The organism is Sphingobium sp. TomMM15 (assembly GCF_055397045.1).
In genome coordinates this window covers 144,801-169,117 of record NZ_AP027315.1, presented here as the reverse complement: position 1 = coordinate 169,117, position 24,317 = coordinate 144,801, and the positions used below count along the sequence as shown (strand labels likewise).

Sequence of the window (24,317 nt, the reverse complement as noted above, 5' to 3'; positions counted from 1 at the left end):
TCCGAGTCTTCCCGCCGTCATTAATACGAATGTTCATTCATATTAACCCGCCCTGCGATCTCGTCAAGTGTCTTCGGGTCAGTCAACCTTTAGCATGTTACGGGCAAGTTCCGACATACGTCGAGCCACCTTTTCCGGGCTGTCCGACCCGCCCGGGCGATACCACATTAAAACATTGTCGCACATCGTGCCTATGGCCAGCGCGCAAATGCGTGGATCCAGCGCGTTATCGGATCGTCCGGCCAAAATGTCCCGTACAATCTGGGTGAGGACGTCGAGGTAGCGGCGCATATGTGAACGTATTTCCTGCTTTGCGCCAGGACTTCCGATCCTTTCCAGCATCGCCGAATCTATCAGCCGGTCGTTCGCCTTGGCGAAGGCGGCGTTGGAAATCTGATACAGTACATGACGGCGGATGAGTGCGTTCATCCGTTCGACCGGCAGCATGTCCTCTTCGTCATTGTCCACCACTTCGCTGTTGAACATGTCGAGGGCAGCAAGAACCGCCGAAACGAGCAATTCATCCTTCGATTTAAAGTGGTTATAGAAGGCGGGCGGCTTCAGCCCAACTTCCGCCGTGATGTCCCGCAACGACACCGCTTCATAGCCGCGAGAACCGAACAGCTCCACCGCAGCCTTCAGCAACTCTTCCCGCATTCCCGATTTGCGACGGGTCCTTTTCGGCCGGACGCGGTGCGCCGAGACGATCGGAGCCGCCGTAGCATCGCCGACCTTTGCGGAGTTCGTTTGCAGCGGTTTAACGTTACTATCCTTCACTGACACGCTTCGATGCCCCAGTCGCGAATGTATAAATGCAAACGGTCTTTCATATTAATGCATATGCCCTGTCGGACGGCGCCGTTCAAATGGAAACTATTTCTCTCGGATCGCGGACCACGTTGATGCGCGACATCTGCCTGGCGAGCACTCGCGTGCTTTTTGGCCGATTAGGCGTATAAGTTGGCCATCAACCCGCTTCGCGCCAGACGTCATTGTGCCATAAGGACGGAACACGGCCACTTCGCAGTTTCAGACGTGGCCCCGAAATTTTCCTTCGGAAGCGTGGACCCTCAGGGCGCACGCTCTAAGGATGGTGAGACTTCCAACGGGTTGGAGGAGCATTCACTTGGTGGACACTAGTAGACATACCAGCGCCGTCCATGTGCTTGCCCGCAACTTCGTCGAAGGCGACGTCATCTCGGCGCATTCGCATCCAAACGGCCAGTTCGTTCACGCTGTTTCAGGTGTCATGGAAATCAGGGCGGATCACAAACTGTGGGTTGTTCCGCCACAACGCGCCGTATGGATCCCGCCCGGGACCGTACATGAATTCCGGGCGCGAACGCCTGTTCTGCTGCGTACGCTCTATATCGCGTCGGATCGAACGCCGCCCCGTCTGGGCGAAAGGGCGGGAGGATTCGTCGTCACACCGCTCGTGCGTGAACTCATATTGCGAGCGATCGACCAGGCCGTTCCCAGCTGGGAATCGGCGCGCACTCTTCGCCTGCACGCGCTGTTGCTGGACGAACTGAACGATCTACCGGCGGACGCCGTGATGCTGGCGATGCCGTCCGATCCTCGCCTTGTCCGCGCATGCGAGCAGATTCTCGATAGCCCTGGTGGCCCCGATATCGAGGAGCTTGCACGGTCATCGGGTGCTTCGGCGAGAACATTGTCGCGTCTGGCCCGCGATGAATTGGGTTGCCCTCTTTCCGTCTGGCGGCAGCAAGCGCGGATCGTCGCGGCACTGCCCAAACTCATCGCCGGAGAGCCCATCCTGAGCACGGCCTTGTCGCTGGGATACGAAACGCCCAGCGCTTTCACCGCGATGTTCAAACGCTTGATAGGAACAACGCCGACCGCCTTTGTCACCGAACGGAGCGGTTTCGCAGTGAGGCCGGAGAGATGACGCCGTTGGATTGAAACGGGGGTTGGCGAGTGGCCACCCATCATAAACGAACAGTTGCTGCCAACAGAAACAAACGTTAATTATTATATCTGTCCGAGCGCTCCTCGGCTTTGCAAAAGCGGAAGCGATACGTCGATGAACATCCTGTTGACCAACGCGGAAGGTTACGACGCACCGGGCATCGCTGCCCTGCGCAGCGCGTTGATACTGTCCGGCTTCAACGTGCTGACCGTGGCGCCCGCAGCCCCGCAGGTCTGGCTTTCAAAAGCGATTTCGGACCGCGAGCCAGTGTTGGTGGAAAGGTCGGGCGGTGATGATCGTCACCCGCTGTATCGCGTGCACGGCACTGCGCCCGATTGCGTGCGCATCGCGATCCTGTCGGGCCTTGCAAGCAAGGTGTCCGCCGTCGTGGTTGGAATAGGCGAGGAAGCCAATGTCGGAGAGGATGCAAGCAATAGCTCGACATTGGGGGCCGCCCTGGAAGGCGGGATGCTGGGATATCCGGCCATGGCCATCTCGCAACAGACGCATGGGACTCACTCATGCTGCGGGAGCAGGGGCACCCCCGACTTCGCATGGGCGAGCGCAGTCGGTGCGGAGCTTGCCGCCTGGTTGGCCGCCTCGCCGCCGCCCGATCGCAGCGTTCTGAACATCAACGTACCGGCTCATCTGGCAGACCGGCATATCAAGCTGACCTCCTTCAGCGAATGCATCTGGGAACCGCTGGATTGCCAACGGGCGGACGCTGAATCTGACGGTAGCTGGCTGGTGCAGCCCTACGCCAATGGGCTCCCCCGTTTCGCGAAAGAGCCGGGGTCGGACGCATGGGCGCTGGACAAAGGCCATGTCTCGGTGACGCCGCTCAGCTTCGATCGTGGGATTGGCCGATCGGCGGTGAAGCTGCGCGCATGGACGCGGTCCATCATCCAGCAGGTCGATCCCCGGCTGGGCGCTACGGACGGCACATGTTCTGCGGGCTGCTGCGGATAGATGAATGAGTGAGATTTGCGGCGGCACATGCCGTTGCGGATGGACGGATTACTTAGCGTAGGAGTGAAAAATGGTTAAGATTGATTGGGATAGAGTTGGGAAAGGTGTCGCTCGCGAAAATGAGCGGATGATCTGGCGGCCCTACGGCGCGCCTATCGTTCTGGATCTGGAACATTCCGCGTTCCACGATGCGCCGATCTCCGTTCCGTGGAATATCCCTGAAACCCTGGCGGTATCTGTGGCCATTACCGGCGCGTTCTTCCGCCGATCGCAGAACCCGAACCAGCCTTATACGCCGGAAGAAATCCGCAATTCTGCCCGCGAATGCCTTGAGGCAGGGGCGAGCACGGTTCACATCCATGTTCGCGACGATGAAGGCTATAATGTTCTCTCGCTCGATCGCTTCGAACAGGTCGTTGCGCCGCTGAAGAAGGACTATCCCGACTTGTCGGTCGACGGCTGCCTTGTCCCGGCGCTCGAAGGCGAGTGGGCTGAAATGAAGCGGGTGCTGGCGACCGGTCTGCTGGACGGTGCGCCGATCAACACCACGACGACCTATATCGGCGATTCTCTGTTCAGCAAGCCCGCGCCGGTCATGATCGAAAAGGTGCGCCTCATTTTGGAAAATGGCGGCATTCCTGAAATCGCCGTCTACACCGACGCCGACGTTGCCAATGCCGATCGTTTCCTGATCAAGAGCGGCCTGATCAAGGGACCGGCCTTCTGGCTGATCCTTCCCGCCTTGCCGGGTTGCAGCCCCATGGAAAATCCACGCCAGATGGTCGAAGGCCTGATGCGTACCGTCACCACGATCCGCGACGTCGATCCTGACGGCGTGATCATGGTGTGTGCTGCTGGCCGCGCGTCCATGTATGTCGCGACGCTCGCAGCCGCGATGGGCCTGCACATCCGCGTGGGCATGGAAGATACCTATTGGCTCTGGCCGCATCGCGATGATCGCATCCAGTCGAACCTGCAGACCTTCGAACTTGGCGCGAAGCTGGGTGAGGTTCTGGGCCGCCGGGTCGCGACGCGTCAGGAATATACCGACATGCTGAGATCCTGCGCCCAGGGATAACCGGCTGCGGAGTTAAAGAGACGGCCATGCTCCAGTGGACGGGAGCATGGCCGTTCCTATGCCGATGATAGGGTTCGCTTCAGTGGCGGAAGTGGTCGGCTTCGAGGCGACCTATTGACAACCCGCTCTGATGGGCACGGAGAGACACCGCCTCATTTTTGCCAGTGCTTGACGAGCATCGACGCCAATGGATCAGGCAACCCGGTGTTACCTGTCGATGCCAAGCATCCGCCTTGCCAAGTCCCAATAAGTCGCGACGAGATTGTCGTCAGCTGCCTTTGAGGTGGAAACGTACCAGCGTCCGACCTGATCATACATGGTCGATATGGCGCTCGACACGATCCTGTAGTCTGCCTTCACCGACGACTCTTCGACAAGCAGAGACACCAGCTTTGTCACCTCGCGCAAATATAGCCGCAGCCGGTCCTGGATGGCCTGCTGGAATGTTATTTCGCCGACGCGCTGAAGCAGATTGTGTGCCATCAAAATGTCGAAGGCCCTGGCGATGACCGGGTTGTCCAATTGGTAGCGGATGTGCCGCTCCAAAATCCCTTCCAACGCTTCTACATTCGATTCGCGGGGGTCGCGAGGACCCAGGACCCGCTCGTTGAAGTCCTCCATTGCCCATAGCAGGGCTTCGCCCAGCAAGGCTTCCTTTGACTTGAAGTGATTGTAGATGGCGGGCGCCTTGATACCTGCGAACTGCGCCAGGTCACGCATCGTCGAAGCTTCGAAGCCGTTCTTCGAAAACAGGTCGAGCGCCGCGACCAGCAGCCGTGCCCGGGTATCCGATCGCGTGGCGCGGTTCTCCCGCTCGATCGCCAGCTCTTCGGATTCGGCCAGCCTGGCCTCGTATCCAGCGCGCTTTCGCAGGACCTTCGTCTGATTTGTCGGTGAAGTCATTCTGCTGGTTCCTTAATACTCTCCGAAGCCCGATGGCAACCATCGATGCAACCTCCTGCGATGTTGCTTGGCTCCTGATCCCTCACCGCAACTCCAACCTCGCACTTGCATTAACAAATGTTCGCTATTATGATACGGCCGAAAATGCTATAGTATTCCGTAATTGGACGGGAATGACCAGATACTGACGGGGTTTAAAATGGCGATCTGGCCTGATTGCGACTCTCAATCGAAGCGGCTCTACGAACGCGGGCTCAAGGTCTATCCGGGCGGAATTACACGTCTAGTTCCATGGCTTGAGCCTTTCCCGGTCTATGCGAAGTTCGGCAAGGGCGCCTATGTCACTGATGTCGATGGCACCTCGCGGCTCGATCTGCTCAACAATTTCGCGTCGCTCATTCACGGTCATGCCAATCCGGCCATCATAGATGCTGTTTCCAGGCAGTTGGTGCTGGGAACGGCCTACACCAACCCGACCGAGGTTGAGATCGAACTCGCTGAGCTGCTGTGCGACCGTATAGAGACGGCTGAAAATGTCCGGTTCAGCAATAGCGGTTCGGAAGCGGTGATGTCCGCGATCAAGGCTGCACGCGCGTACACCGGCCGACCCGCGATAGTAAAAGTCGAAGGCAGCTATCATGGCTCCTATGACTATGCCGAAGTCAGCCTGGACACGCCCAAAGAGGAGTTCGCCACGCCGCCAAAGTCGGTTGGCTACGCTGCGGGCGTACCTGACCGACTTCTGGAAGATGTCTATGTCATCCCGTTCAATGATCCTGAAACTGCCGCCCAGATCATCCGTGCGCATAAGGATCGCATCGGGGCGATCCTGCTTGACGCCGCGCCCAGCTACCTCGGCTTCACCCCTGTAACGCCGGAGTTCACGGCGACGTTACGGGAACTGGCGACCGAGATCGGAGCAGTATTCATCCTCGACGAGGTCATAACTTTCCGCCTGGACCACGGCGGAGCGCAGAAGAGATTTGGCATAAAGCCGGACCTCACCGTCCTCGGCAAGATCATCGGTGGCGGTTTTCCTGTCGGTGCACTGGTCGGATTGAAAGAGGTGATGAAAGTCTTCGACCATCATTCGGGCAGGCCGCCGGTGCCCTGGAGTGGGACTTTCTCGGCCAATCCCATAACCATGACGGCGGGCAGGGTGACGCTGGACCTCCTGACCCCCGCGTTGGTCGCGCATATCAACATGCTCGGCGATCGCGTCCGCGCCGGGTTGACGCAAGCCTTCGCCTCGTCAGGGTTTCCAGGGCAGGTGACGGGCGTCGGGTCGATGTTCAAGATCATCACGCATCAGCGGCCTGTCTATGACTATAGGAGCCAGCAGCACACGCCCGCCGAAAGCGCTGCGATGGTCGTGCTGCAACGGCTGCTCGTGCTCAAGGGCTTCCATGTGTCGGGAGCGGGCATGGGGTTCCTTTCCACCGCCATGGTTGACGAGGACATCGACAATTTCTGTGCGGCTACAGAGGAATGCCTCCGTCATCTTCCCCATCCTGGCAGCGTGGAATGACCCATATGTTCAAACATGAACGTCGGAAGGGAACATCGGATGCTTCGCCAGAGCACCGCTCGTCACCGGCGCGATATCGGGCGGGAAGTCGCGCTGCGGCATGCCGAACGGTGTGCGATGCTCTGCCGGGTGGGGCCTAATGAAGGCGCGGCGGAAACATTGTGCGCCCATATTGTAGATATGGCAGCGACAAAATCTGTGGTCACTGCAAGCCCTGGTGCCCCCCCACGGCCTCTGCACTTCAATGCACAAGGAAGATATGGTTGAATTTTAGAAATGTCGGTCGAGATCATGCGTTGGGCCGTGTGTCGACGTCAAAAATACTGGAATCTGGCGCCAACATTGTCCTGGGCGACCTCAACGAAGCCGCACCCGCCGTATTTGTCCGCCTCGCTTCCTGGACACGACGGAACACGACCTTGACAGGAACCTCACGCGGAATGCCAAGAGCATTTTCCTTGGCATAAAACATCAGATCGGCGATGATCGGCATGAGCGCACCGCTGCGGTGTAGTTTGCGCGCAGCATTGAAGAATGTGAGCTTTAGATGATCGGGACGATGATGGATTTCGAGCTGACGATAGGCTCTATCCTGCTGCATGCGGACCGGTTTCACGGGAATCGCGAAATCGTGTCGCGCCAGCCCGACGGCAGCATCGTGCGTAGCTCCTATTCGCAGGTTCTCAACCGCTCCCGGCAGCTGTGCAATGCGCTGACCAGCCTGGGTGTCGTCGCGGGAGACCGGGTCGCCACGCTGGCCACCAACTCCTTGCGGCATCTGGAGGTGTATTTCGCCGTCCCCGCCATGGGCGCGATCATCCATACCGTGAATCCTCGCCTGTTCCCGGAACAGGTCGAATTCATCATCAATCACGCGCAGGACAAAGTCCTGTTGGTCGAGCCGCAATTCGTTCCGCTGGTCGAGCAGATCAGGGGAAGCCTGAAAAATGTTCGCCACATTGTCGTCATGGGGCCGGACGGCGGGGACGCTGCGGGGCTTCTGCCTTATGAGGAACTGGTCGAAGCGGCGCGCCCCGTCTTTGACTTTCCGGAGATCCCCGAACGAACCGGTTCGGCGCTCTGCTATACCTCGGGCACGACCGGTGCGCCTAAGGGCGTCCTTTATTCCCATCGTTCGGTAGTGCTGCAATCGCTGGTGATTTCGGGCATCGACTGGTTCGCGGTGCGGCGCCGGGACAGCCTGCTTCCCATAGTCCCCATGTATCATGTGAATGCGTGGACGCTGCCTTTTGCCGCAGCGATGAACGGGTCGAAGCTGGTCCTTCCGGGCAGCGCTCTCGATTCACGCAGCCTGTTCGAACTGATCAGCACGGAACAGGTGACGCTGGCCGCAGGGGTGCCCACGATCTGGAGCGACCTGATCCAGTTTCTGGAAGCGCAGGACGAACGCGTCGACTCGCTTGAGCGCGTTATCGTCGGCGGGACGGCTCCCACGCCGTCGATGATCAAGACGCTGGAGGAAAAATACGGCGTTCAGACCTGCCATGGATGGGGAATGACCGAAACCAGTGCTGGTGGTCTTTTCAACGCTCCACATGATTGGGATCATCTGGACAATGAAGACAGGCGCGTCATGCTTGGAAAGCAGGGGCGCACGCCCTACCCATTCAGCATTCGCATCGTCGATGCGGACGGGGAGGAGGCTCCCTGGGATGGGAAGACTTTCGGCAGCCTGCAGATTCGTGGCCCCAGCGTCACGTCCAGCTATTATAATGGTGATGCTCCCCCCATCGAAGCTGCGCGCGAAGGGTGGCTTCCGACCGGCGACATCGCCGTCGTTGATCCCGCGGGCTATGTCGAGATTGTGGATCGCGAAAAGGACGTCATCAAGTCAGGCGGGGAATGGATCAGTTCCATCGCGCTGGAAAATATCGCGGCGTCTCATCCCGATGTTGCGGAAGCGGCTGTCATCGGCATCCCGCATCCGCGATGGGACGAAAGGCCGCTGTTGGTCGTAGTTCCCCGCGCTGGCTGTCGACCGGCTCCGGCCGATCTTCTCGCCCATTTCGCAGGCAAGTGCGCGAAATGGTGGATTCCCGAGGAGGCCGTATTGGTGGACAACATCCCAAGGCAGGCGACGGGCAAGGTCTTCAAGGCGCGACTGCGCGAAGCCTATGCAAAGGCCGGAACGGAGAGCCCGTCTGTGGAAGCCGGTTCAGGGCCGGTCTGAAACCGACGGTGCTGTCAGACCAAGGCGAACCAGTCTCCACATGGTGTAGTTCGGTGGGCAAGGGTTGGCTTAGCTCGCGAGCAATTGCTTAGGGTCCAAACCCAATCAGGGTCTTGAAAATCTGCGGCCATATTGATTCAGAGAGCCTCCACTGAAGCAGGAGGTCCTTGGATTTCGCGTTCGTTGTTCTGGCTGTCGGATGAAGCATGGACGGCAATTGAGCCCCACCTGCCGAAGAACCAGCCAGGCGCGCGGCGGGTTGATGACCGACGAGTGATCTCGGACATCATTCACATGCTCAAGTGCGGTGGCCGCTGGGCGGATTGTCCGGGAGAATACGGCCCCGCGACGACCGTCTACAACCGCTCGAACAGGAGGAGCCGCCGGGGCATCTGGACACGCATCGGCCGCTCCGCCTGGTCCTGACGCCCGGCAACACATCCGATGTGAAGGGCGCCGACCTGCTCATCGGCGAAACGGCCGGAATGAAACGGGTGATCGCCGATCGTGGCTATGACGCCAACCGCATCAGGGCTGCCTTGCGCGAGCAGGGCACGATCCCCGTGATCCCGGGCCGACGCAATCGCAAGCGCCCGATCCAGTATGATGAACGCCGCTACAAAGACCGCTGGCGGCTCGAGGCCATGTTCTGCCGTTTGAAGGACTTTCGCCGGATTGCCACCCGCTACGACAAGCTCGCCCGGAACTTCCTATTCGCCGTAAGCCTCGCCGCGGCCGTCGCTTTCTGGCTCTGAACGAGTCTGGATCCTAGCTGCTTTGGATCAAATACTCGCATAATGGTGTCACGCGAACGAGAAAATCACAGATAGACCATACCAATTTTCCCGATATCACACAGTCAAATTGACATTTGAAGAAAGTATATAATTGGCAATATATGATGTATTACTTATTTCATATAGCATTATCGCAACGATATATTTGACGATAATTTATTAATATTGGATCGCATGCACTCTTGTAAATTGCTATATATTTCCTATATGAATGTTATCAAGGGCATAGGCAATGTAGGCGTTCTTGACTGAGAGACCATCGCGCTCCCGCTTACCAGGGAATTCGCACATGGATCTCAATCGACTTTATTCCGAGCACCAGGTTTCGCTGATGCGTGCCGCTGACGCACATAGCGAGTCGGCCCGGCGCAAACATCTGTGTGCCGCCGGGGTTGTCGGCGGTCAAATCTTCGACTTACTCTCTTCGAAGAACGCTCCCGCCTCGGCGGATTGGCTGTTCTGGACCCGTCAATTGGCCCCTGCAGTAGGCCTGGCTGTTCCCGCATGACAGTGGATGCAACCGCGCCCGCACGCCCACGAAGGCGAGTATTCGTCAACCGCGAGATGAAGCTCTCTCCTGAGCAGGCAAGGCGGCAAGGCTTGATCACTCACCTTGCATTCGTACTTCTCGGTCAGAAGGAGGCAATCCGCTTTCTGAACACCCACAACGCATCTTTGGGCGCAAGACCACTCGATCTGGCGATCGCCGATCCGACCGGATACTCAACGGTTGAAAATGCAGTTAAGCTCCTTGCCCAGCCCACGGCCGGCGGCCGCCAGTGATCTCGTCAGTCAACCCTCGCTCGTGACGATCGGAGAGAAAATGACTGTGGAACCTGTAGACGACACCGAACTCATGGCTCGCTATTGCATCACGAAGGTGCCTGTGTATCGTTTTCATTATCGGGATTGGCGGTACTCGACTTTGAACGATGCGGTCGCGCAGGCGAAGCGGGACGAAGCCACCGCTCGAAGTAAATAGAATGGGGTGCCCGTAGCCATTTCCAACGCGTTGGCACGACGCAAATATTGTGAGAGTGAAGCGCGGTGGCAGATCTCGATAGATGGTGCAATTGATCCGCCCGCCTCAATTTTGCATTTTCCTCAAGCTGTGCTATCAACATGTTGCTGAACGTCGCGTTTTGACGGATATCGGGCCACTTCGGCTCTCCTTGTCCCCACATTGCCTCTTTTAAGCCGGGATGAGCGAATGGTCGCATTCCCAGGACATGCGACAAGGAGACCGAGCATGATCACCGGAACAGTCAAATTCTTCAATGCCGACAAGGGCTATGGCTTCATCGCCCCTGAAGATGGCAGCAGCGATGCTTTCGTACATATCTCTGCCGTTGAACAGGCAGGCATGCGCACCCTCGAAAAAGATCAGCGCGTCACTTATGATCTGGAGCAGGACCGCCGCGGCAAGACCTCGGCCGTCAACCTCCAGGCAGCCTGAAAATGGCGCCGGGCGGTTGACGCTGCCCGGCGGCTTCAGGCGAATGCTTTAGCACAGGACATTTCCCTGCATGAAAAGATATAAAGAGCCATCCTTCCAGGAGCGTATCGCCTCAGCGGCGCGTGCCCGGACGGAGGGTCTCCAGCAACTGCGCAACAAACCGCCGGTTGACCAAACCGCTGCGGCCGCGAAGGCGGAACTCCGGCAGACCAAAGAGGCCGCTGCCCGCGAAAAGCGCCAAAAGGCTCTGCTCATGGCCCAGGAACAAAAGGCCGCGAAACGTGCGCAAGAGCTTGAAGCGACCGCTGCGAATGCCCCACGGCATAAGCCCATCCTCACGGAAGCTGAACAAAAGGCTGCACGCGATGCGCGGTATCTCGCGCGGAAGAAGCGTGCATCATCCTGACGACGCCGTGCCTGCACCTATGGTGAAGCGGCATCGGGAGATGAATTCTGGAGCCCTCCTGCATGCGGACGTTGCCGTAACCGAACATATCGGGCCGCTTAATTTGGCCGGTTCAGTTGCAAGCTATCTGTCATTACTCGCTTCAGGCTCAGCATCGTTGCGGCCCTTAGCGCGCGAACTCCAACTAAGAATAATGCGGCCTACGCCGCGAGGTTATAAATGAATAGTATCTTTCCGACCAGTAAACGCACCACCCTCCATCTGCCCTTTAGCCAAGGACTAGCGCCGCGATCCGTCCAGGTTCGGGCGGCGGTTTTGTCCACTAGTGAGCTAAAGCAGATCGTTGCGGCGATGCTTGGCTGAACGTGCATATAACGGCAGCCGGACATGCTGCCGATCTTTCGCAACCTCATAAGGAGACATCATGAGCCGAGAAAAAGTCGCCCCCTTCCTCATCACGAAGGACGAGGATGGAAATTTCCGGCTCACGGTCCGCGAAACACGGTATAATTCGCAGGGCTATCCGCTCGTGACATCTCACTTGCAGGAGGAGAGTTTCAAGACGGCGGCTTCAGTCCGAACCCATGCGCGCCTCGTGTTCAGGGCTCAGCCCGGGCAGTTTGCCACCAAGTGAATCTCGTGGCTCCATGGCGCACCAAAAATTCGACCTGACACTACCTTCGTCTTGAGGATGGAGGATCGCGGTCGGCGTCCTGTATATGCGCGCCGTAGCACTAAAGGAAAAAGCCGTGTTGGCATCACCTGACGAATGCGCGACGATTTCGATCGAACTGATCGGCATGGCAGAACTACCCGATGGAGGCCGGCTGCGCCTCTTACGCCGGGGTGAGGACTACTCCATCAGGTTCGGCGATAACGAACTAATGGGAAACCAAGTACGTCATTCGGAAGAAGCGCTCGCTACCCTGACATGTCAGCGCTTGGCCGGACGGAATGCTCAAGTTCTCATTGGCGGTTTGGGCATGGGCTTCACGCTCGGCGCTGCCTTGCAGTCACTGCCTCCGGCGGCCGAGATCAAGGTAGCAGAACTCATCCCTGAGATCGTGAACTGGGCGAAAGGCCCTTTGGCCCATCTCTTCCATGATTATCTCTTGGACCCCCGTGTCGTTCTTGAACTGGGCGACGTTCATGATGTGATTGCAAACGCCGAAGCCAGGTTCGACGCCATTATGTTGGACGTCGATAATGGCCCTGACGGGTTGATCCATCTTGCGAACGAACGTCTCTATTGCAATTGGGGCCTGCGCACGGCTCATGCAGCGCTCAAGCCTGGGGGCATCCTGGCGATCTGGTCGGCCTATAATGACGATGCATTTGTTGCGCGCCTCGAAAATAACGGCTTCGATGTTGATGAAGTTGATGTAGCGGCGGTCGTCGAGGGAGAAAACACTATCCACACTGTGTGGCTTGCTTCAAAGCGGCCTTAACCCGGCCCTTCAGGGGCGAAGTCGCTTGGCTGCCTCCCGCGTTTCCCGACGGATTACATCGATGATTTTCCCCAGAGCATGGGAATGCTCTTCATACCGGCTCCTCTTTTGGGAACAAGATGATGCCGATGCCTGCTTCAGCGCGGAAATTCTGTGAGATTGGAGCGATTGATCCTATCCATGGCCTATCTCCGCAGCTTGCAAGGGGGAGCTGCCGCACGATATGCGCCGGCGAGCGGGTGACTTCGCCCGAAATTAGTTTGTTTTTCATCAGGGCACGAAATGCTTCAGCGTCCCAGGGTCTGACCTGAAGATTTTTCATCACGGGCTACGCTGAAAATGCGGTGATCGGCCATCGCTTGGAGAGGGCCAGCTAAATCCGGGAACAGCTCGTAGATCGCGGATGCCGCCACGCTCAAAGGGCGCGTTATAGGCCATGATCTCTCCCTTATACGCTTCGTTCTTTGTCCCGCGCCAATGAAGCCATTGCCAGCGGGGCCTTCATCCGCGAAATCACGCCGGTTGCGGTGCCCGGCAGGGGCGGCGAGATAATAGTCGATACCGATGAGCAGCCAGGTAAGGCGGCCCCATATGATTTCCTCACTGAAGCCCGCCTTTGACAAGGACGGCACCATCACCGCCGCTAACGCATCCTCCATTTCGGACGGCGCCGCGGCGCTCGTCATGACCGGGAGGAGCGTTGCGGACAGGCTCGGCCGGGCTGGGCAGTGGATGACGTCGATCTATTCGAAGTCAACGAAGCCTTCGCCGTGGTAGCGATGATCGCCGCTAATGATCTCGGCATTCCGGCGGACAAGCTCAATGTGAACGGCGGTGCGACCGCGCTCGGACATCCAATCGGCGCATCGGGCGCGCGCATCCTTGCGACATTGATGGGTGCCTGCGGCATGGGGTCTGATGCGCCGCGTCGCCAGCCTGTGCATTGGACTGCCCGAATCGCGGTGGTCAGATAATCATGATAAATCGCAGCCAAATAAGGGCCTCGCAAAGGCGAGGGCGGTGCTCTGCTCAGGCATGATAATGATCGGTGGATCGAAGTGATTGGGCCAGCAACTCTCCTACGACGAGTTCTCTGTAAAAGCTCGATTTCGGTGAGGTCCAATCATAGGATTGGCCGATGGCAGACCAGATTCAATCATATGGTCAATCTCTGGCTCCGAAATTGCGCCATCACCCTTTGATAAGGCGTGATGGCGCATGATCACTCAGTGTCCGAAATGATATCGAACAGAAATCCCGTACATTCTGGGCTCACCATAAATGTAGGAGTTGAATCCGCTCTGGTATGAGGTCCCATTACTGCTAATGATATAGTCTTCGTTAGTCAGATTGGTCGCAAATGCGCTGAGGTCGAAATTCGACCCTGCAACATTTTGCCACTGTATTTTGGCGCTCAGCAAGCCATAGCCATCGCCCGGGCCACACTGAACGGCACCGACATTGGGTCCCGACTGCAGGCGGGGACAGTTACCGCCGTTATAGGCAAACGGCTCATCGACAGGTGCCTTGGATGCCGACTGATATTGAGCGCTGATATAGGCATATGTAGCGGAGACGGCGACCTTCCCGAACGATTCATCGACTGGCAAATCGATGCGACCAGTAAGGCTGAACTGGTTCTTCGCCGTATTTTGGAACGGTATCCCGGTCAGGATACATTGGCCCGTTGCGCCGTTGAACGGAACGCCTGAACCGCAGTCGAAGCCGGGCGGCAGGCCGAAAGCAGGAATGCCTGCGGGGAACAGGGAGGGCGCAGTATATTCATCATATTTGGCAGCAGTGTGGGAATAGGTCCCCGATAGCGTGAGCCAGTTGGCGGGTCGTATCTCGCCTTCAAACTCCACGCCTTGGATGTGCGCTCGTCCAGCATTGCTGGTTTGCGCGCCGAAGACCGGTTGACCATTGAATATGTAGGCGGTTCCGCCGGTCCTCTGCAGATCTTTATAGTCCGTATAGTAATAACTTAGATTGGTTCGGATTGGCACGCCGCCGAGGTGCCAATCTGCCTTTATGCCGCCTTCATAGGAGGTGACAAATTCAGGCCGAAAGGATCGTAGTTCTGGTGCTGGGGTGGCAGTGCCGATCCCTCCCGATTTATAGCCGCGACTGATCTTGGCGTAGAGTAGCACATTTTGCATGGCATCATAGTCAAGGCCGACCGTCCAGTTCGGCGCCTTGAACTTGGCGCGCTCCAAGGTGACTGGTGCACCGGGCAATCCGAAGTTGGAGAATGCCGTCAGGCTGTCCCATGTATAGCGATAGCCAGCGGTCAGCCGCAGCCCATCAAGGCTGTTCGAAAAACTGCCGAAAGACAGCGTCCCCTGCGCATACAGCGCTTGGCTGGTTGATCTCTGGCCTCTGCGGGTCTGATTGGTTGCCGAAACCAGCTGTTGTCCTAGCGGCTTAACACTCTCATAGTAGGCACCCACGGTGAAGTTGAGCGCGTCTCCACCAACCTTGCCCTGAAGCTGAGGCTCGAACGAGTACTGACGGACATCGGTGTAGTAATTGTAATTGGGAAGGCCGCCCGGATCAATCTCTTGGGCGCCAATCGAGCCCCCACCGTCCGTGGACAATGGCGGGCGGTGATCATCAGGAATCCCATCGCCGTCGAACGGAGCACTGTTCTTCAGACGCTGATAATTGGCGATGTTGCGGAACGTCAGGTTGTCCGTAAGTTCCGCCGAGAGGATGTCCGTTATGGAGAAATAACGCGTCCGCTCGCTAAAGAGCAGCGGGCTGAGCGCGACTGAACGGATACCACGCTCGATCTGCTCCTCCAGATAATCGCTGTAGGGCACACCGTTTTGCGGATTGACCCCCGCTGGAACCGCGTTGAGCACTGTCCCGGTGCCATGTTCCTGCACGCGACCGACGGTTGCGAGCAGGTAATTCTCGATCCCTGGCGCTGGACGCCAGGTCAGGCCTGCGCGGAAGGAATAGCGGTTGCGATTGTCGAGATCGGTGTCCGTGGTGATCTCGTGCGTGAAGCCATCGCGCTTCTGATACATGCCAGCGACGCGCAGCAGCAGCGTGTCTGCCACGATCGGCACGTTGAGCGCGCCGCGCACTTCAATAGAGTCATAATTGCCGTACTGGATCTGGCCGTAGCCCTCGAACCGATCAGTCGGACGCTGAGGTTCGAAGAGAACGGCGCCGCCGGTCGTATTACGACCAAACAGCGTGCCTTGTGGCCCACGCAGAACCTGCAAGCTGGCGAGATCATAGTAGTTGAGGCCGCCGCCATTCTGCGCATTGTTGCGCTGGTCGGCAATAAGCGGAACTTCGGCCGAATACAGCACCACGCCCGGCGCGGCGTTGAAGGTCGCACCTTGCCCGCGGATCGTGATATTTTCGGTGCTGCGCTGCTGCCCTGACCCACCCACGACGAGCGACGGAACTTGTCCGAGCAGGTCCTGCGTGTTCGAAATATTCCGTTGCGCGAGCGAATTAGCATCGAATGCACTGGCAGAAATCGGGACCTGCTGCAGTCGCTCAGCCCGGCGGCGTGCCGTGACAACAATCTCCGAAAGACCTGTGCCTTCGACAGCAGTTGCAGTACCATTCACACCCGTCGAAGCAGTAGGTGGTTGTACCTGCGCTAGCGCGTCGCCACCGAAGGCCATCATCGCGGCCCCCCCCATTAAAGTTCTGGCAAACAATTTAGGCATCTTATCCCCTCCGTTCATAATTTTTTCGTAGAATGAAATAGATTTATATTCTGATTAATCATCTGCATAGTGATTCCGACATTTATTATGCCCCGTTGTTCATTACTTGATGAAGAATCAATGACTGTCGTTTTTCATTGACGCGATATAATTTGTCGACTTGCCAAAACGATTTGGGCGCCTTTGATCCGGTCAAGATGTCGAACTAATTTTTGCAAAGTCCCAATAGTTATTTAGTATGTGCCATTTCATAGGCTCTGATCATTATATTGATCCGTATAATTATTTTACCGTGTCCCCACAGCTAGCGTTTCGCATAAACAGATTTCTTGTGGTGTTGCTGGCCAATTTTGGCATAGTCAAAATTCCCTATTCATAAATCGTGACGCATGCGCCATCGCCGCGAAAGATATGGAGAATTGATCCCTGCTCAACCTGACTCGGCACAATATCCCCCCAACACCGAATCAATTTTAATTTTCAGCGACGATGCCTATCACCGCCTAGATTTTCTTCTTAAATTTCGCACCATGACAACGCGAAAACCCAATAATTTTGCATCGGACATCTGATTTTCATGCCGATGACGGCACCAGCATTTGATAGCTTCCGCCGCGCTCGTTCGGTAGCCCCCAAATACGAAATGAACTGTTACATTCTGCGTAACGAATACAGCTGCGGAATGCCCAGATCGTGGGCTTCAGGCGGTTTTGTTTGATGGTCGCTCGACATCTTAAAGGTAGCATCGAGAAACATAAGGAAGCTCCGCAGCTTGCCGGTCTGGTAAGCAGACCGCTGGTAAACTGCGAATATGCCCTCGTTGCCGGTACGGGGCTGGATAATCTTATGGTTGGGCAACAGGCGGATCAGGCTCCCGTCTGCTATTTCTCGCTCAATCTCTTCCAGCGGCATGATTCCGATTCCGACGCCCGTAAGCAGCGCGCTGCGGTTCATTCCTCCATCATTCACGCTCAATTGTCCCGAAGGCATAACCCGCGCGGTGGTGCCGTCAGGGCCAGCGAACTCCCAAACCGTCTTTTCAGACTTGGAGCCGTACAAGATCGCCGAGTGGTCGGATAAATCGTTGACCACCGACGGAGCGGGTCGTTTGGCAAGATAGGCTGGCGAAGCCAAAAGCACCAACTGAGTCATCGGCCCTAGGCGCCGGGCAACCAACTCGCCGCTATCGGGAAGATCGAAGCGAATATCGACATCGATATTCTCGGCAACGAGGTCCATCTTCTCATCGGTGGAAATTTGTAGGTCGATCTGAACGCTTGGATGCGCTTCCAAAAATGCTGGCAATGCGGGCATAACCCGTTGAGATGCAATTAAACCGCGAATTGCAACACGGAGCAAACCTCGCGGTTCTGCTTCTAACAGCGAAACGCTGTCGAATATCTCGTCCATCTCACCCAGCAGCGGAAGCAGACGCGCCAGTAGAATTTGGCCAGCCTCCGTGAGTGTCAGAGCACGCGCTCCCCGATTAAAGAGCCTGACGGACAAACTTTTTTCGAGCGCACTTATTTGCCGAGACATAGACGCGTTGGAGAGCTGAGCTTGGCGAGCGGCCGCTGCAAAGCTTTTATTCTGTGCCGCAAGAACGAACAGTCTCAAGCCTGTCAGATCGCGCAATATATCTCCTCCCGCCCCGAAACCACCCGCTTTGGAAACGCTCTAGCGAACGCGGATGGTCACGCGGCCGATTTTTGCGCCTTCGATCGGATAGCCGAGCCTCGCATCGGCGGGATAGCTACCCACCGGCGCTCCCGTGTCCAAGCCTACACCAAAGGTTTCGTGTATGCTGAACATATAAGGGGTGGCAGGAATGTTGTCGGAGGAGACCTGCTGATCGTCCACCACCATCTTCAATGTGCCGCCCTTCCCATAACCTCCTCCGACATAGTCGAACTCCACCTGAATGGAATGTTTGCCCGGTGTCAGTGGGCCTAGACCCACAAGATCGACAGTTTTGACGTCAAACAGACGATAGGTGAATTTCGGCCTTCCATGGCCGTCCAGATACAACGCCATCCCGGAGTCCGTGCCGCCCAAGGCCGCGACGACGCCACGCGCCCGATCAGTCGTATCGATCGTCGCGCGCATGGTCCAGGAACGACTGAACATGCGGGGAAGAGCTACCTCTGGCACGCCGATATCGCCTTGGCGGTAATCGATTGACTCGCGGCCCCCTGATGGGTCCGGCAGATTGCCCTTGCCCGGCGCCTGACCACCCAACGGCAGCACCTGGTTTGCAGACGCTTCTGCCATGAAGAGCGCCTTCAACTCCTCGAGCTTCTTCGGGTTCTTCGCGGCAAGATCCCTGGACTGCGAGAAGTCAGTCCGAAGATCATATAATTCCCATTTGTCCTCTTCGAAAGGACGTCCATTGTCCGCTAACGCGGTCCAAGGATAGCGGCTGTGGAAGGCCGATGCCATCCAGCCTTCATGATAGATGGATCGGTGACCAAAGACTTCGAAATACTGCGTCGAATGCCGTTCCTGAGCTTTCGGGTCGTTGAACGTGTAGGCGAGGCTGACGCCATTCATTGGCTTTTGCGGCACGCCGTCCACCTCTGCAGGGGTGGGGATGCCGGTGACTTCCAATATTGTCGGAACGATGTCGTTCACATGGCCGAACTGGCTGCGCATGCCTCCCTCCCGCTTTATCCGGGTCGGCCAGCTGAGCACCATGGCATTGCGCGTTCCCCCTAGATGGGACGCGACCGCCTTGGTCCACTGGAAGGGGGCGTCTGAAGCCCAGGCCCAGGCCGAGTTGACGTGGGCATAAGTTGACGGTCCGCCAATCTCGTCCTCACGAGCGAAGGCCTTTGCGTCCGGCGCGGGAGAAATGCCGGTTAGCCTGCCCATATAATCCAGGCTGCCTTCCAGTCCGCCTTCAGCGCTGGCACCATTGTCGCCCACCACATAGATGAAGAGTGTGTTGTCAAATTCGCCGTTCGCCTTGAGGTCGTCCACCAATTTGCCGACCTGGGCATCGGTATGCGCAAGATATGCGGCGTAGGATTCCATCAAGCGCGAGGAAAAACGCTTTTGTTCGGGCGTCAGGCTGTCCCAGGCCGGAAGCTCTGCCGGACGAGGCGTCAATTTGGTGTTGGCCGGGATCACCCCCAGCTTCTTCTGACGCGCGAAAACTTCTTCGCGTAACTTGTCCCAGCCCTCGTCAAACTTGCCGCGATATTTATCGATCCATTCCTTGGGAACCTGGATCGGGGCGTGGATGCCGCCGGTCGCGAAGTAGAGGAAGAAGGGTCGCCGGGCGCCTGATGTGCGCACGGTGTGGAGCCAATTTACCGCACGGCTGGCGAGGTCTTCGGTCAGGTGATAATTGTCGCCTGCGGGCCGCATCACCGGGGCCGTGCCTTGATATAATGTGGGGTTGAACTGATCCGTTTCCCCACCCTGGAAGCCGTAGAAGGTGTCGAAACCTTCGCCCGTCGGCCAGCGATCGAACGGCCCAGCCTGCGTCAGTTCCCAGTCAGGGGTCTGATGCCATTTGCCAAAAGCCCCGGTGGCATAGCCATTTTCGCGCAGGATCGTGGCGATCGTGGCGGTGTCCTTCCCCTGGAACCCGCTGTAACCCGGCCGCGCATCCGACGAGTTCATGACAGCGCCGATGCCTGCGGCATGGGGGTTCCGCCCGGTAAGCAGGGACGCCCGTGTCGGCGAGCAGATGGCCGTCGTGTGAAAGCGATTATAGCGCAGCCCATCGCGCGCAAGCCGGTCGAGCGTGGTTGTCTGCGCCGGGCCGCCGAAGGTCGAGGGGGCTCCAAAGCCGACGTCGTCGAGCAGCACCAGGACGATATTGGGCGCGCCCTTGGGAGCTTGTCGCACATATTCAGGGGCCGCAGACGTGGTTGAAGGTGCCGGAGAAGCCGCCGGGACCTGAGCATGGGCCATCGTTGCGATTCCGCTGACCGACAAAGCCAAAAATCTGAGGATTCGTCCGCTTTTCGTGCTCATTTCGCATCCATCCTTTATCGATTCGTTTAATCGAAAAAATGCCAGATCTGCTCCGGTCTTGAGTTTGCCCGCAATATTGTGGCGGGCCTCAGGCTAAACAGATATTACCGCATCAATTGCGGCGCTTCACTTTGAAGTCCAACCGCGCCGAGTGAGATGTCTACGCGCTGGACGCCATTGAATACGCCACCTTCGGGATAGTCCGAAGTCATCTGGGTTGAGGTGTCCATGCCGACGTCCAAGGTGTCGGTCAGTTCGACAAGTCGGGAAATCGATTTGTCTATACGACCGCGCATAATCTCCTGCCCATCGCGCGAAATACGCATTTCACCGCCGCCATTGACGCCGCCATCATAATCAAAATTGTAGGTCAACGTAGCGCGCCCCGGCGGGAGCGCCTGCGTCGCGGCGACCCGGAACTGATCTTCGCGATGTTGCGATGCCGCCACCATTGCGACTGGCCGATTGTCCTTGAGATAGAAACCCCATCCGCCGAACGCGCCGCCAAGAGCAAGGATGGAACCGGAAACAGGCTGTTGCGGAACAATGATATCGGCCCTCAAGGTGAAGGAACGGTTGAACAAGGGCGCGGCCTGTCCTGAAGGAATGGATACGCCCGAACCCCAGTAGGTATAGCGATCACGTTGTGGTTTTGCGCTGTGCGCCGCAAGGAAACGCTCTGCGGTCATCCTGTCGTCGAGCGGAAACACATTGTTCTTCTTTGCCTCAGAAACGAATATAGCCTGCATTTCGCGCAGCTTGTCCGGTTGTTTCGTGGCCAGGTTATCAGCCTGCGCAAAATCGCGCTTCAGGTCGTACAGTTCCCATTTATAATCGCTCGGAAGTCCACTGCTCTTGTTCCATGTCCAGGGGAGTCGGCCAGGCGTTGTATTCGCCCACCACCCATCATGATAAATGGCCTGATTGCCCATCATTTCAAAATATTGCGTCGTCTTGCGTTCCGGCGCTTTGGGCTGGTCGAACGTGTAGGCGAAACTTATCCCGTCCATTCGCTGCTGCGGAGCGCCATTGACCGTAGCGGGCGCGGTGAGGCCGACCTCTTCCAATATGGTAGGCACGATGTCTGTGACGTGAGTGAACTGCGATCGCGTTCCGCCGCCCTGAATATGCCCTGGCCACGACACGACCAGGCCATTGCGCGTTCCGCCCAAATGCGAGGCATATTGTTTGAACAAGGGGAAAGGGGTGCTCGTCAGCCAGGCCCATCCAAAACCAAGACTAAGATTGGCTTTCGGGCCACCAAAGTCGTCAATGGCAGCCAGAAGCTGTTCGTCTGTTTCCTGAAACCCATTAAAACCTGCCAAGGCGTTGGTGGCGCCATTCACGTCACCTTCGGCAGCGGCGCCATTATCGCCCTCGATGAAGAAGATCAGCGTGTTTTTCCCCTCGCCGGTGCGGTCGAGTTCGTCCAGGACGCGGCCTATCTGTGCGTCCTGATAGGCCAGCATCCCGGCATACACCTCCATGGCGCGCGCATTGACCTTTTTGAGTGACGGCGAGAGAGTTGACCAGGCCGGGATCTCCGCAGGCCGCGGCTGCGATCTGGTACCCTTGGGAACCAGTCCCTGCTTTTCCTGCCGCGCCCGAATCTCCTTGCTCAGTACGTCCCAACCGGCGTCGAATTTGCCGCGAAACCTGGCGATCCATTCTGCCGGAGCCTGCAGCGGCGCGTGGGTCGATCCGGTCGCATAATAGAGGAAGAATGGCTTGTCCGGCGCGGCCGCATTCTGGTTGCGGATCCAGTTGATCGCATCATCAGCAAGGGCCTTGTCCAGCACACCGTCCTCCAAAGTCGGTATCGGCGTTATTCCGCGATAGAGGGCAGGCTTGAACTGGTTGGTCTCGGCGGCGACGAAGCCATAAAAATAATCGAAGCCCAAGCGGGTCGGCCAGTTATCGAACGGCCCAGCCGCTGAAACGACGCTTTCCGGTCCCATATGATGCTTGCCAAACATGGCCGTATTAAAGCCGTTGAGCCGCAATGTCTCGGCGATGGTGGCCGCGCTGCGCGGCATTTCCGACCAGTAGCCGGGAAACCCTGTCGTCAGATTGGCCACGATGCCATTACCCACCGCATGATGATTGCGCCCGGTTAGCAACGCTGCGCGGGTGGGAGAACACATCGCCGTCGTGTGAAAGCGGTTATACCGAAGGCCCTGGCTTGCCAGGCGGTCGAGATTAGGCGTGGGGACCAGCCCGCCAAAGGTGCTGGCGGCGCCAAAGCCCACGTCATCCGTCATGAATATCACCACATTGGGTGCGTTCGCGGGCGCGGCGACGGGTTTGGGAAATGCCGGTTCAGAATTGGAATAGTTGGTGCCGATAACGCCGCCAAAGGGCGCAGGGGGGGCGGGCAGCGCGACAGGGCTGCTCGCACTCGTCTGGGCAATAGCCGGTACAAACGGCAACGTAAAAATAGGGGCCCCGGATAGCGCCGCCTTGAGCCATTTCTTCATGCTTGTCTGCTCCCCGTGATCCTGCCGCGCGCAGTTCCAAATAGCTTCCCAGTTTTTCTGTGTGGAAATGCCTATGCTCTATACTGTCTTGCTGTACTGTAAATTATCGTACATATCAATGACTGGTCTTCAGCGCTGGCGATCCGACGCGAGAGGTGGCACCGAGCGGTCCAAATTATTGGAGCGGGCAATTTATGGCTGATACAGCCGACGAACGTTTGAAGGCCGTCGCCCGTCAGCTTTTCCTGCGGAGCGGCTTTGAAGAGACCGGGATTGATCTGATCGCTCGTGAGGCGCGCGTTAGCAAACAGAGCATGTACGAACTTTATCCGACGAAGGTCGATCTGTTCGGTGCGGTCATGCGAGACGTGATTGCGTCGATTTCAGCCGAAATATCTTCAGAGCTTTCGATTGTGAGCGGCGACCCGGCGACGGCGATCGGTGATGTCATGAAGAGCTATCTCGCGCATTTTCTGTCTCCCGAGAATATGGGCCTCACGCGCGCGCAACTGGTCGCCACCCGATGTTTTCCGCATCTCGCGACCGAACTGCACAACCGCACGATCAAAGGCGCGCCCGCATTGGCTCATTACCTGGCGTCGCTTATGCAAGATGGCATATTGCAGGAATGGGATCCCGCAGCATTGGCGCGCCGGTTCGGGAGCGTTGCGACCCAAGGCACCCGCTTCCTCATGGGGTTTCCGATCCATCGGCAGCGGCAATATGATCAGGCCGGATCTTCGATTGATCTGCTCCTCAACGGCTACCGGAGAGCCGCTCAGTTCAGTGATGCGACACTGGACGATCCCCTCAGTGAGGAGCCCCGGTTTGACGAAATCCAGAAGAAGCGAAGAATAGCGCCCGAGCGCATCGAGGATTTGATGGATGCGGCAAGTGATGAGTTCCTCAATCAAGGATTTCGCGGCGCGAGGATTGATCATATCGTTGAAAAGTCGGGGGTGGGCGCTGCGACCATTTATCGCCAGTTTGGCGACAAACGGGGCCTTTTCCAACAAATGCTGATCCACCTCGGCAGGCCAAGTGATGTTACAGACGCGCCCAGAGCAGAATCGACGGTTGGGGCCACCCTCCAGCGGCTTGCCCGATGGTTGCTGGATCGGCATCTTCATCCGCGTAATCTTTTGTATCAAAGGCTTATGATATGCGAAGCCGAACGTTATCCTGACATTGCCCGGTGGGCGTATGATGGCCAGGTGGCCTCCACAGCCTCAGCCCTGACCCAACGACTGGTTGAGTTCGGCATGCCCATACCTTCCCTCCTTGCAAGTCGGACCTTCTACACCTTGGCAACGTTCGGGGTGCGGTTCGTGGTGACGGCCGAAAATCCCGACTCCTCGCAGCGAGCCGCTCTTTCGCGCGAGGCGACAACGCTTTTTCTCAACGGTACTCGTGAACGTTTGCGATGAATCCTGCGTAAAGGTGATCTAATTCCGTTGG

Annotated in this window: 18 protein-coding genes and 2 pseudogenes; 14 read left to right on the top strand and 6 right to left on the bottom strand. The window is 57.5% G+C overall.

Annotated features, from left to right (window positions below; genetic code table 11):
* Positions 1 to 78: 78 nt before the first annotated feature.
* Positions 79 to 777, bottom strand: a complete 699-nt coding sequence (locus ACZ51H_RS13640) for a TetR/AcrR family transcriptional regulator (protein WP_464803301.1) — start codon at positions 775 to 777, stop codon at positions 79 to 81.
* A gap of 352 nt (positions 778 to 1,129) precedes the next feature.
* On the opposite strand from ACZ51H_RS13640, the gene ACZ51H_RS13635 reads away from it, so the two are divergent.
* The 3 genes from ACZ51H_RS13635 (at position 1,130) to ACZ51H_RS13625 (ending at position 3,977) form a co-directional block, all read left to right on the top strand.
* Positions 1,130 to 1,909, top strand: coding sequence for an AraC family transcriptional regulator (locus ACZ51H_RS13635; RefSeq protein ID WP_464803300.1), 780 nt, complete (start codon positions 1,130 to 1,132; stop codon positions 1,907 to 1,909).
* A gap of 135 nt (positions 1,910 to 2,044) precedes the next feature.
* A complete protein-coding gene (gene surE / locus ACZ51H_RS13630) occupies positions 2,045 to 2,899 on the top strand; it encodes a 5'/3'-nucleotidase SurE (protein ID WP_464803299.1) in 855 nt (284 codons plus the stop codon).
* Between the two features lie 70 nt (positions 2,900 to 2,969).
* The gene (locus tag ACZ51H_RS13625) at positions 2,970 to 3,977 is read left to right on the top strand and encodes a beta-keto acid cleavage family enzyme (protein WP_196227329.1); all 1,008 of its coding nucleotides are present in this window, start codon (positions 2,970 to 2,972) and stop codon (positions 3,975 to 3,977) included.
* A 207-nt stretch (positions 3,978 to 4,184) separates the two neighbouring features.
* Here ACZ51H_RS13625 and ACZ51H_RS13620 read toward each other — a convergent pair whose 3' ends face one another.
* On the bottom strand, positions 4,185 to 4,880 hold the full coding sequence (locus ACZ51H_RS13620; RefSeq protein ID WP_464772933.1) for a TetR/AcrR family transcriptional regulator: 696 nt from the start codon (positions 4,878 to 4,880) through the stop codon (positions 4,185 to 4,187).
* A gap of 199 nt (positions 4,881 to 5,079) precedes the next feature.
* On the opposite strand from ACZ51H_RS13620, the gene ACZ51H_RS13615 reads away from it, so the two are divergent.
* The 10 genes and pseudogenes from ACZ51H_RS13615 to ACZ51H_RS13570 form a co-directional block, all read left to right on the top strand.
* Positions 5,080 to 6,408, top strand: coding sequence for an aspartate aminotransferase family protein (locus tag ACZ51H_RS13615; RefSeq protein ID WP_464803298.1), 1,329 nt, complete (start codon positions 5,080 to 5,082; stop codon positions 6,406 to 6,408).
* 547 nt (positions 6,409 to 6,955) lie between these two features.
* Entirely contained in the window at positions 6,956 to 8,599 is a 1,644-nt protein-coding gene (locus ACZ51H_RS13610) for a long-chain fatty acid--CoA ligase (RefSeq protein WP_464803297.1), read from the top strand.
* Positions 8,600 to 8,770: 171 nt separating this feature from the next.
* A pseudogene (locus ACZ51H_RS13605) lies at positions 8,771 to 9,354 on the top strand (IS5 family transposase).
* A gap of 546 nt (positions 9,355 to 9,900) precedes the next feature.
* Positions 9,901 to 10,179, top strand: a complete 279-nt coding sequence (locus ACZ51H_RS13600) for a hypothetical protein (protein WP_460988319.1) — start codon at positions 9,901 to 9,903, stop codon at positions 10,177 to 10,179.
* 40 nt (positions 10,180 to 10,219) lie between these two features.
* Positions 10,220 to 10,378: a hypothetical protein gene (locus ACZ51H_RS13595; protein ID WP_460988318.1), complete on the top strand. Its 159-nt coding sequence runs from the start codon at positions 10,220 to 10,222 to the stop codon at positions 10,376 to 10,378.
* A 267-nt stretch (positions 10,379 to 10,645) separates the two neighbouring features.
* Complete coding sequence (locus ACZ51H_RS13590; RefSeq protein WP_464803296.1) at positions 10,646 to 10,852, top strand: cold-shock protein; 207 nt, start codon at positions 10,646 to 10,648, stop codon at positions 10,850 to 10,852.
* A 70-nt stretch (positions 10,853 to 10,922) separates the two neighbouring features.
* On the top strand, positions 10,923 to 11,258 hold the full coding sequence (locus ACZ51H_RS13585) for a DUF6481 family protein (protein ID WP_464795240.1): 336 nt from the start codon (positions 10,923 to 10,925) through the stop codon (positions 11,256 to 11,258).
* Between the two features lie 424 nt (positions 11,259 to 11,682).
* The gene (locus tag ACZ51H_RS13580; protein WP_460988315.1) at positions 11,683 to 11,892 is read left to right on the top strand and encodes a hypothetical protein; all 210 of its coding nucleotides are present in this window, start codon (positions 11,683 to 11,685) and stop codon (positions 11,890 to 11,892) included.
* A gap of 85 nt (positions 11,893 to 11,977) precedes the next feature.
* Positions 11,978 to 12,706 carry a polyamine aminopropyltransferase gene (locus tag ACZ51H_RS13575; protein WP_464803295.1) on the top strand — a complete coding sequence of 243 codons (729 nt, stop codon included), beginning with the start codon at positions 11,978 to 11,980 and terminating at the stop codon, positions 12,704 to 12,706.
* A 449-nt stretch (positions 12,707 to 13,155) separates the two neighbouring features.
* Positions 13,156 to 13,768 (top strand): annotated as a pseudogene (locus ACZ51H_RS13570) (thiolase family protein); the annotation flags it as partial.
* Between the two features lie 164 nt (positions 13,769 to 13,932).
* On the opposite strand, the gene ACZ51H_RS13565 reads toward ACZ51H_RS13570, so the two are convergent.
* The 4 genes from ACZ51H_RS13565 to ACZ51H_RS13550 all read right to left on the bottom strand — a co-directional run bounded on the left by ACZ51H_RS13565 (position 13,933) and on the right by ACZ51H_RS13550 (position 22,859).
* Entirely contained in the window at positions 13,933 to 16,398 is a 2,466-nt protein-coding gene (locus ACZ51H_RS13565; protein WP_464803294.1) for a TonB-dependent receptor, read from the bottom strand.
* A gap of 651 nt (positions 16,399 to 17,049) precedes the next feature.
* Positions 17,050 to 18,033: a LysR family transcriptional regulator gene (locus ACZ51H_RS13560; RefSeq protein ID WP_464803293.1), complete on the bottom strand. Its 984-nt coding sequence runs from the start codon at positions 18,031 to 18,033 to the stop codon at positions 17,050 to 17,052.
* Between the two features lie 42 nt (positions 18,034 to 18,075).
* A complete protein-coding gene (locus ACZ51H_RS13555) occupies positions 18,076 to 20,319 on the bottom strand; it encodes a sulfatase-like hydrolase/transferase (protein ID WP_464803292.1) in 2,244 nt (747 codons plus the stop codon).
* A gap of 167 nt (positions 20,320 to 20,486) precedes the next feature.
* Entirely contained in the window at positions 20,487 to 22,859 is a 2,373-nt protein-coding gene (locus ACZ51H_RS13550; RefSeq protein ID WP_464803291.1) for an arylsulfatase, read from the bottom strand.
* Between the two features lie 194 nt (positions 22,860 to 23,053).
* Between ACZ51H_RS13550 and ACZ51H_RS13545 the strand changes: the two genes are divergently transcribed.
* Positions 23,054 to 24,286 carry a TetR/AcrR family transcriptional regulator gene (locus ACZ51H_RS13545; protein ID WP_464803290.1) on the top strand — a complete coding sequence of 411 codons (1,233 nt, stop codon included), beginning with the start codon at positions 23,054 to 23,056 and terminating at the stop codon, positions 24,284 to 24,286.
* Positions 24,287 to 24,317 lie beyond the last annotated feature (31 nt).

Coding starts and splice junctions, on each gene's coding strand:
- surE (WP_464803299.1), top strand. CDS start 2,045: ATGAACATCCTGTTGACCAACGCGGAAGGTTACGACGCACCGGGCATC.
- ACZ51H_RS13610 (WP_464803297.1), top strand. CDS start 6,956: ATGATCGGGACGATGATGGATTTCGAGCTGACGATAGGCTCTATCCTG.
- ACZ51H_RS13585 (WP_464795240.1), top strand. CDS start 10,923: ATGAAAAGATATAAAGAGCCATCCTTCCAGGAGCGTATCGCCTCAGCG.
- ACZ51H_RS13580 (WP_460988315.1), top strand. CDS start 11,683: ATGAGCCGAGAAAAAGTCGCCCCCTTCCTCATCACGAAGGACGAGGAT.
- ACZ51H_RS13595 (WP_460988318.1), top strand. CDS start 10,220: ATGACTGTGGAACCTGTAGACGACACCGAACTCATGGCTCGCTATTGC.
- ACZ51H_RS13615 (WP_464803298.1), top strand. CDS start 5,080: ATGGCGATCTGGCCTGATTGCGACTCTCAATCGAAGCGGCTCTACGAA.
- ACZ51H_RS13600 (WP_460988319.1), top strand. CDS start 9,901: ATGACAGTGGATGCAACCGCGCCCGCACGCCCACGAAGGCGAGTATTC.
- ACZ51H_RS13545 (WP_464803290.1), top strand. CDS start 23,054: ATGGCTGATACAGCCGACGAACGTTTGAAGGCCGTCGCCCGTCAGCTT.
- ACZ51H_RS13555 (WP_464803292.1), bottom strand. CDS start 20,319: ATGGCCCATGCTCAGGTCCCGGCGGCTTCTCCGGCACCTTCAACCACG.
- ACZ51H_RS13575 (WP_464803295.1), top strand. CDS start 11,978: ATGCGCGCCGTAGCACTAAAGGAAAAAGCCGTGTTGGCATCACCTGAC.
- ACZ51H_RS13550 (WP_464803291.1), bottom strand. CDS start 22,859: ATGAAGAAATGGCTCAAGGCGGCGCTATCCGGGGCCCCTATTTTTACG.
- ACZ51H_RS13620 (WP_464772933.1), bottom strand. CDS start 4,880: ATGACTTCACCGACAAATCAGACGAAGGTCCTGCGAAAGCGCGCTGGA.
- ACZ51H_RS13625 (WP_196227329.1), top strand. CDS start 2,970: ATGGTTAAGATTGATTGGGATAGAGTTGGGAAAGGTGTCGCTCGCGAA.
- ACZ51H_RS13590 (WP_464803296.1), top strand. CDS start 10,646: ATGATCACCGGAACAGTCAAATTCTTCAATGCCGACAAGGGCTATGGC.
- ACZ51H_RS13565 (WP_464803294.1), bottom strand. CDS start 16,398: ATGCCTAAATTGTTTGCCAGAACTTTAATGGGGGGGGCCGCGATGATG.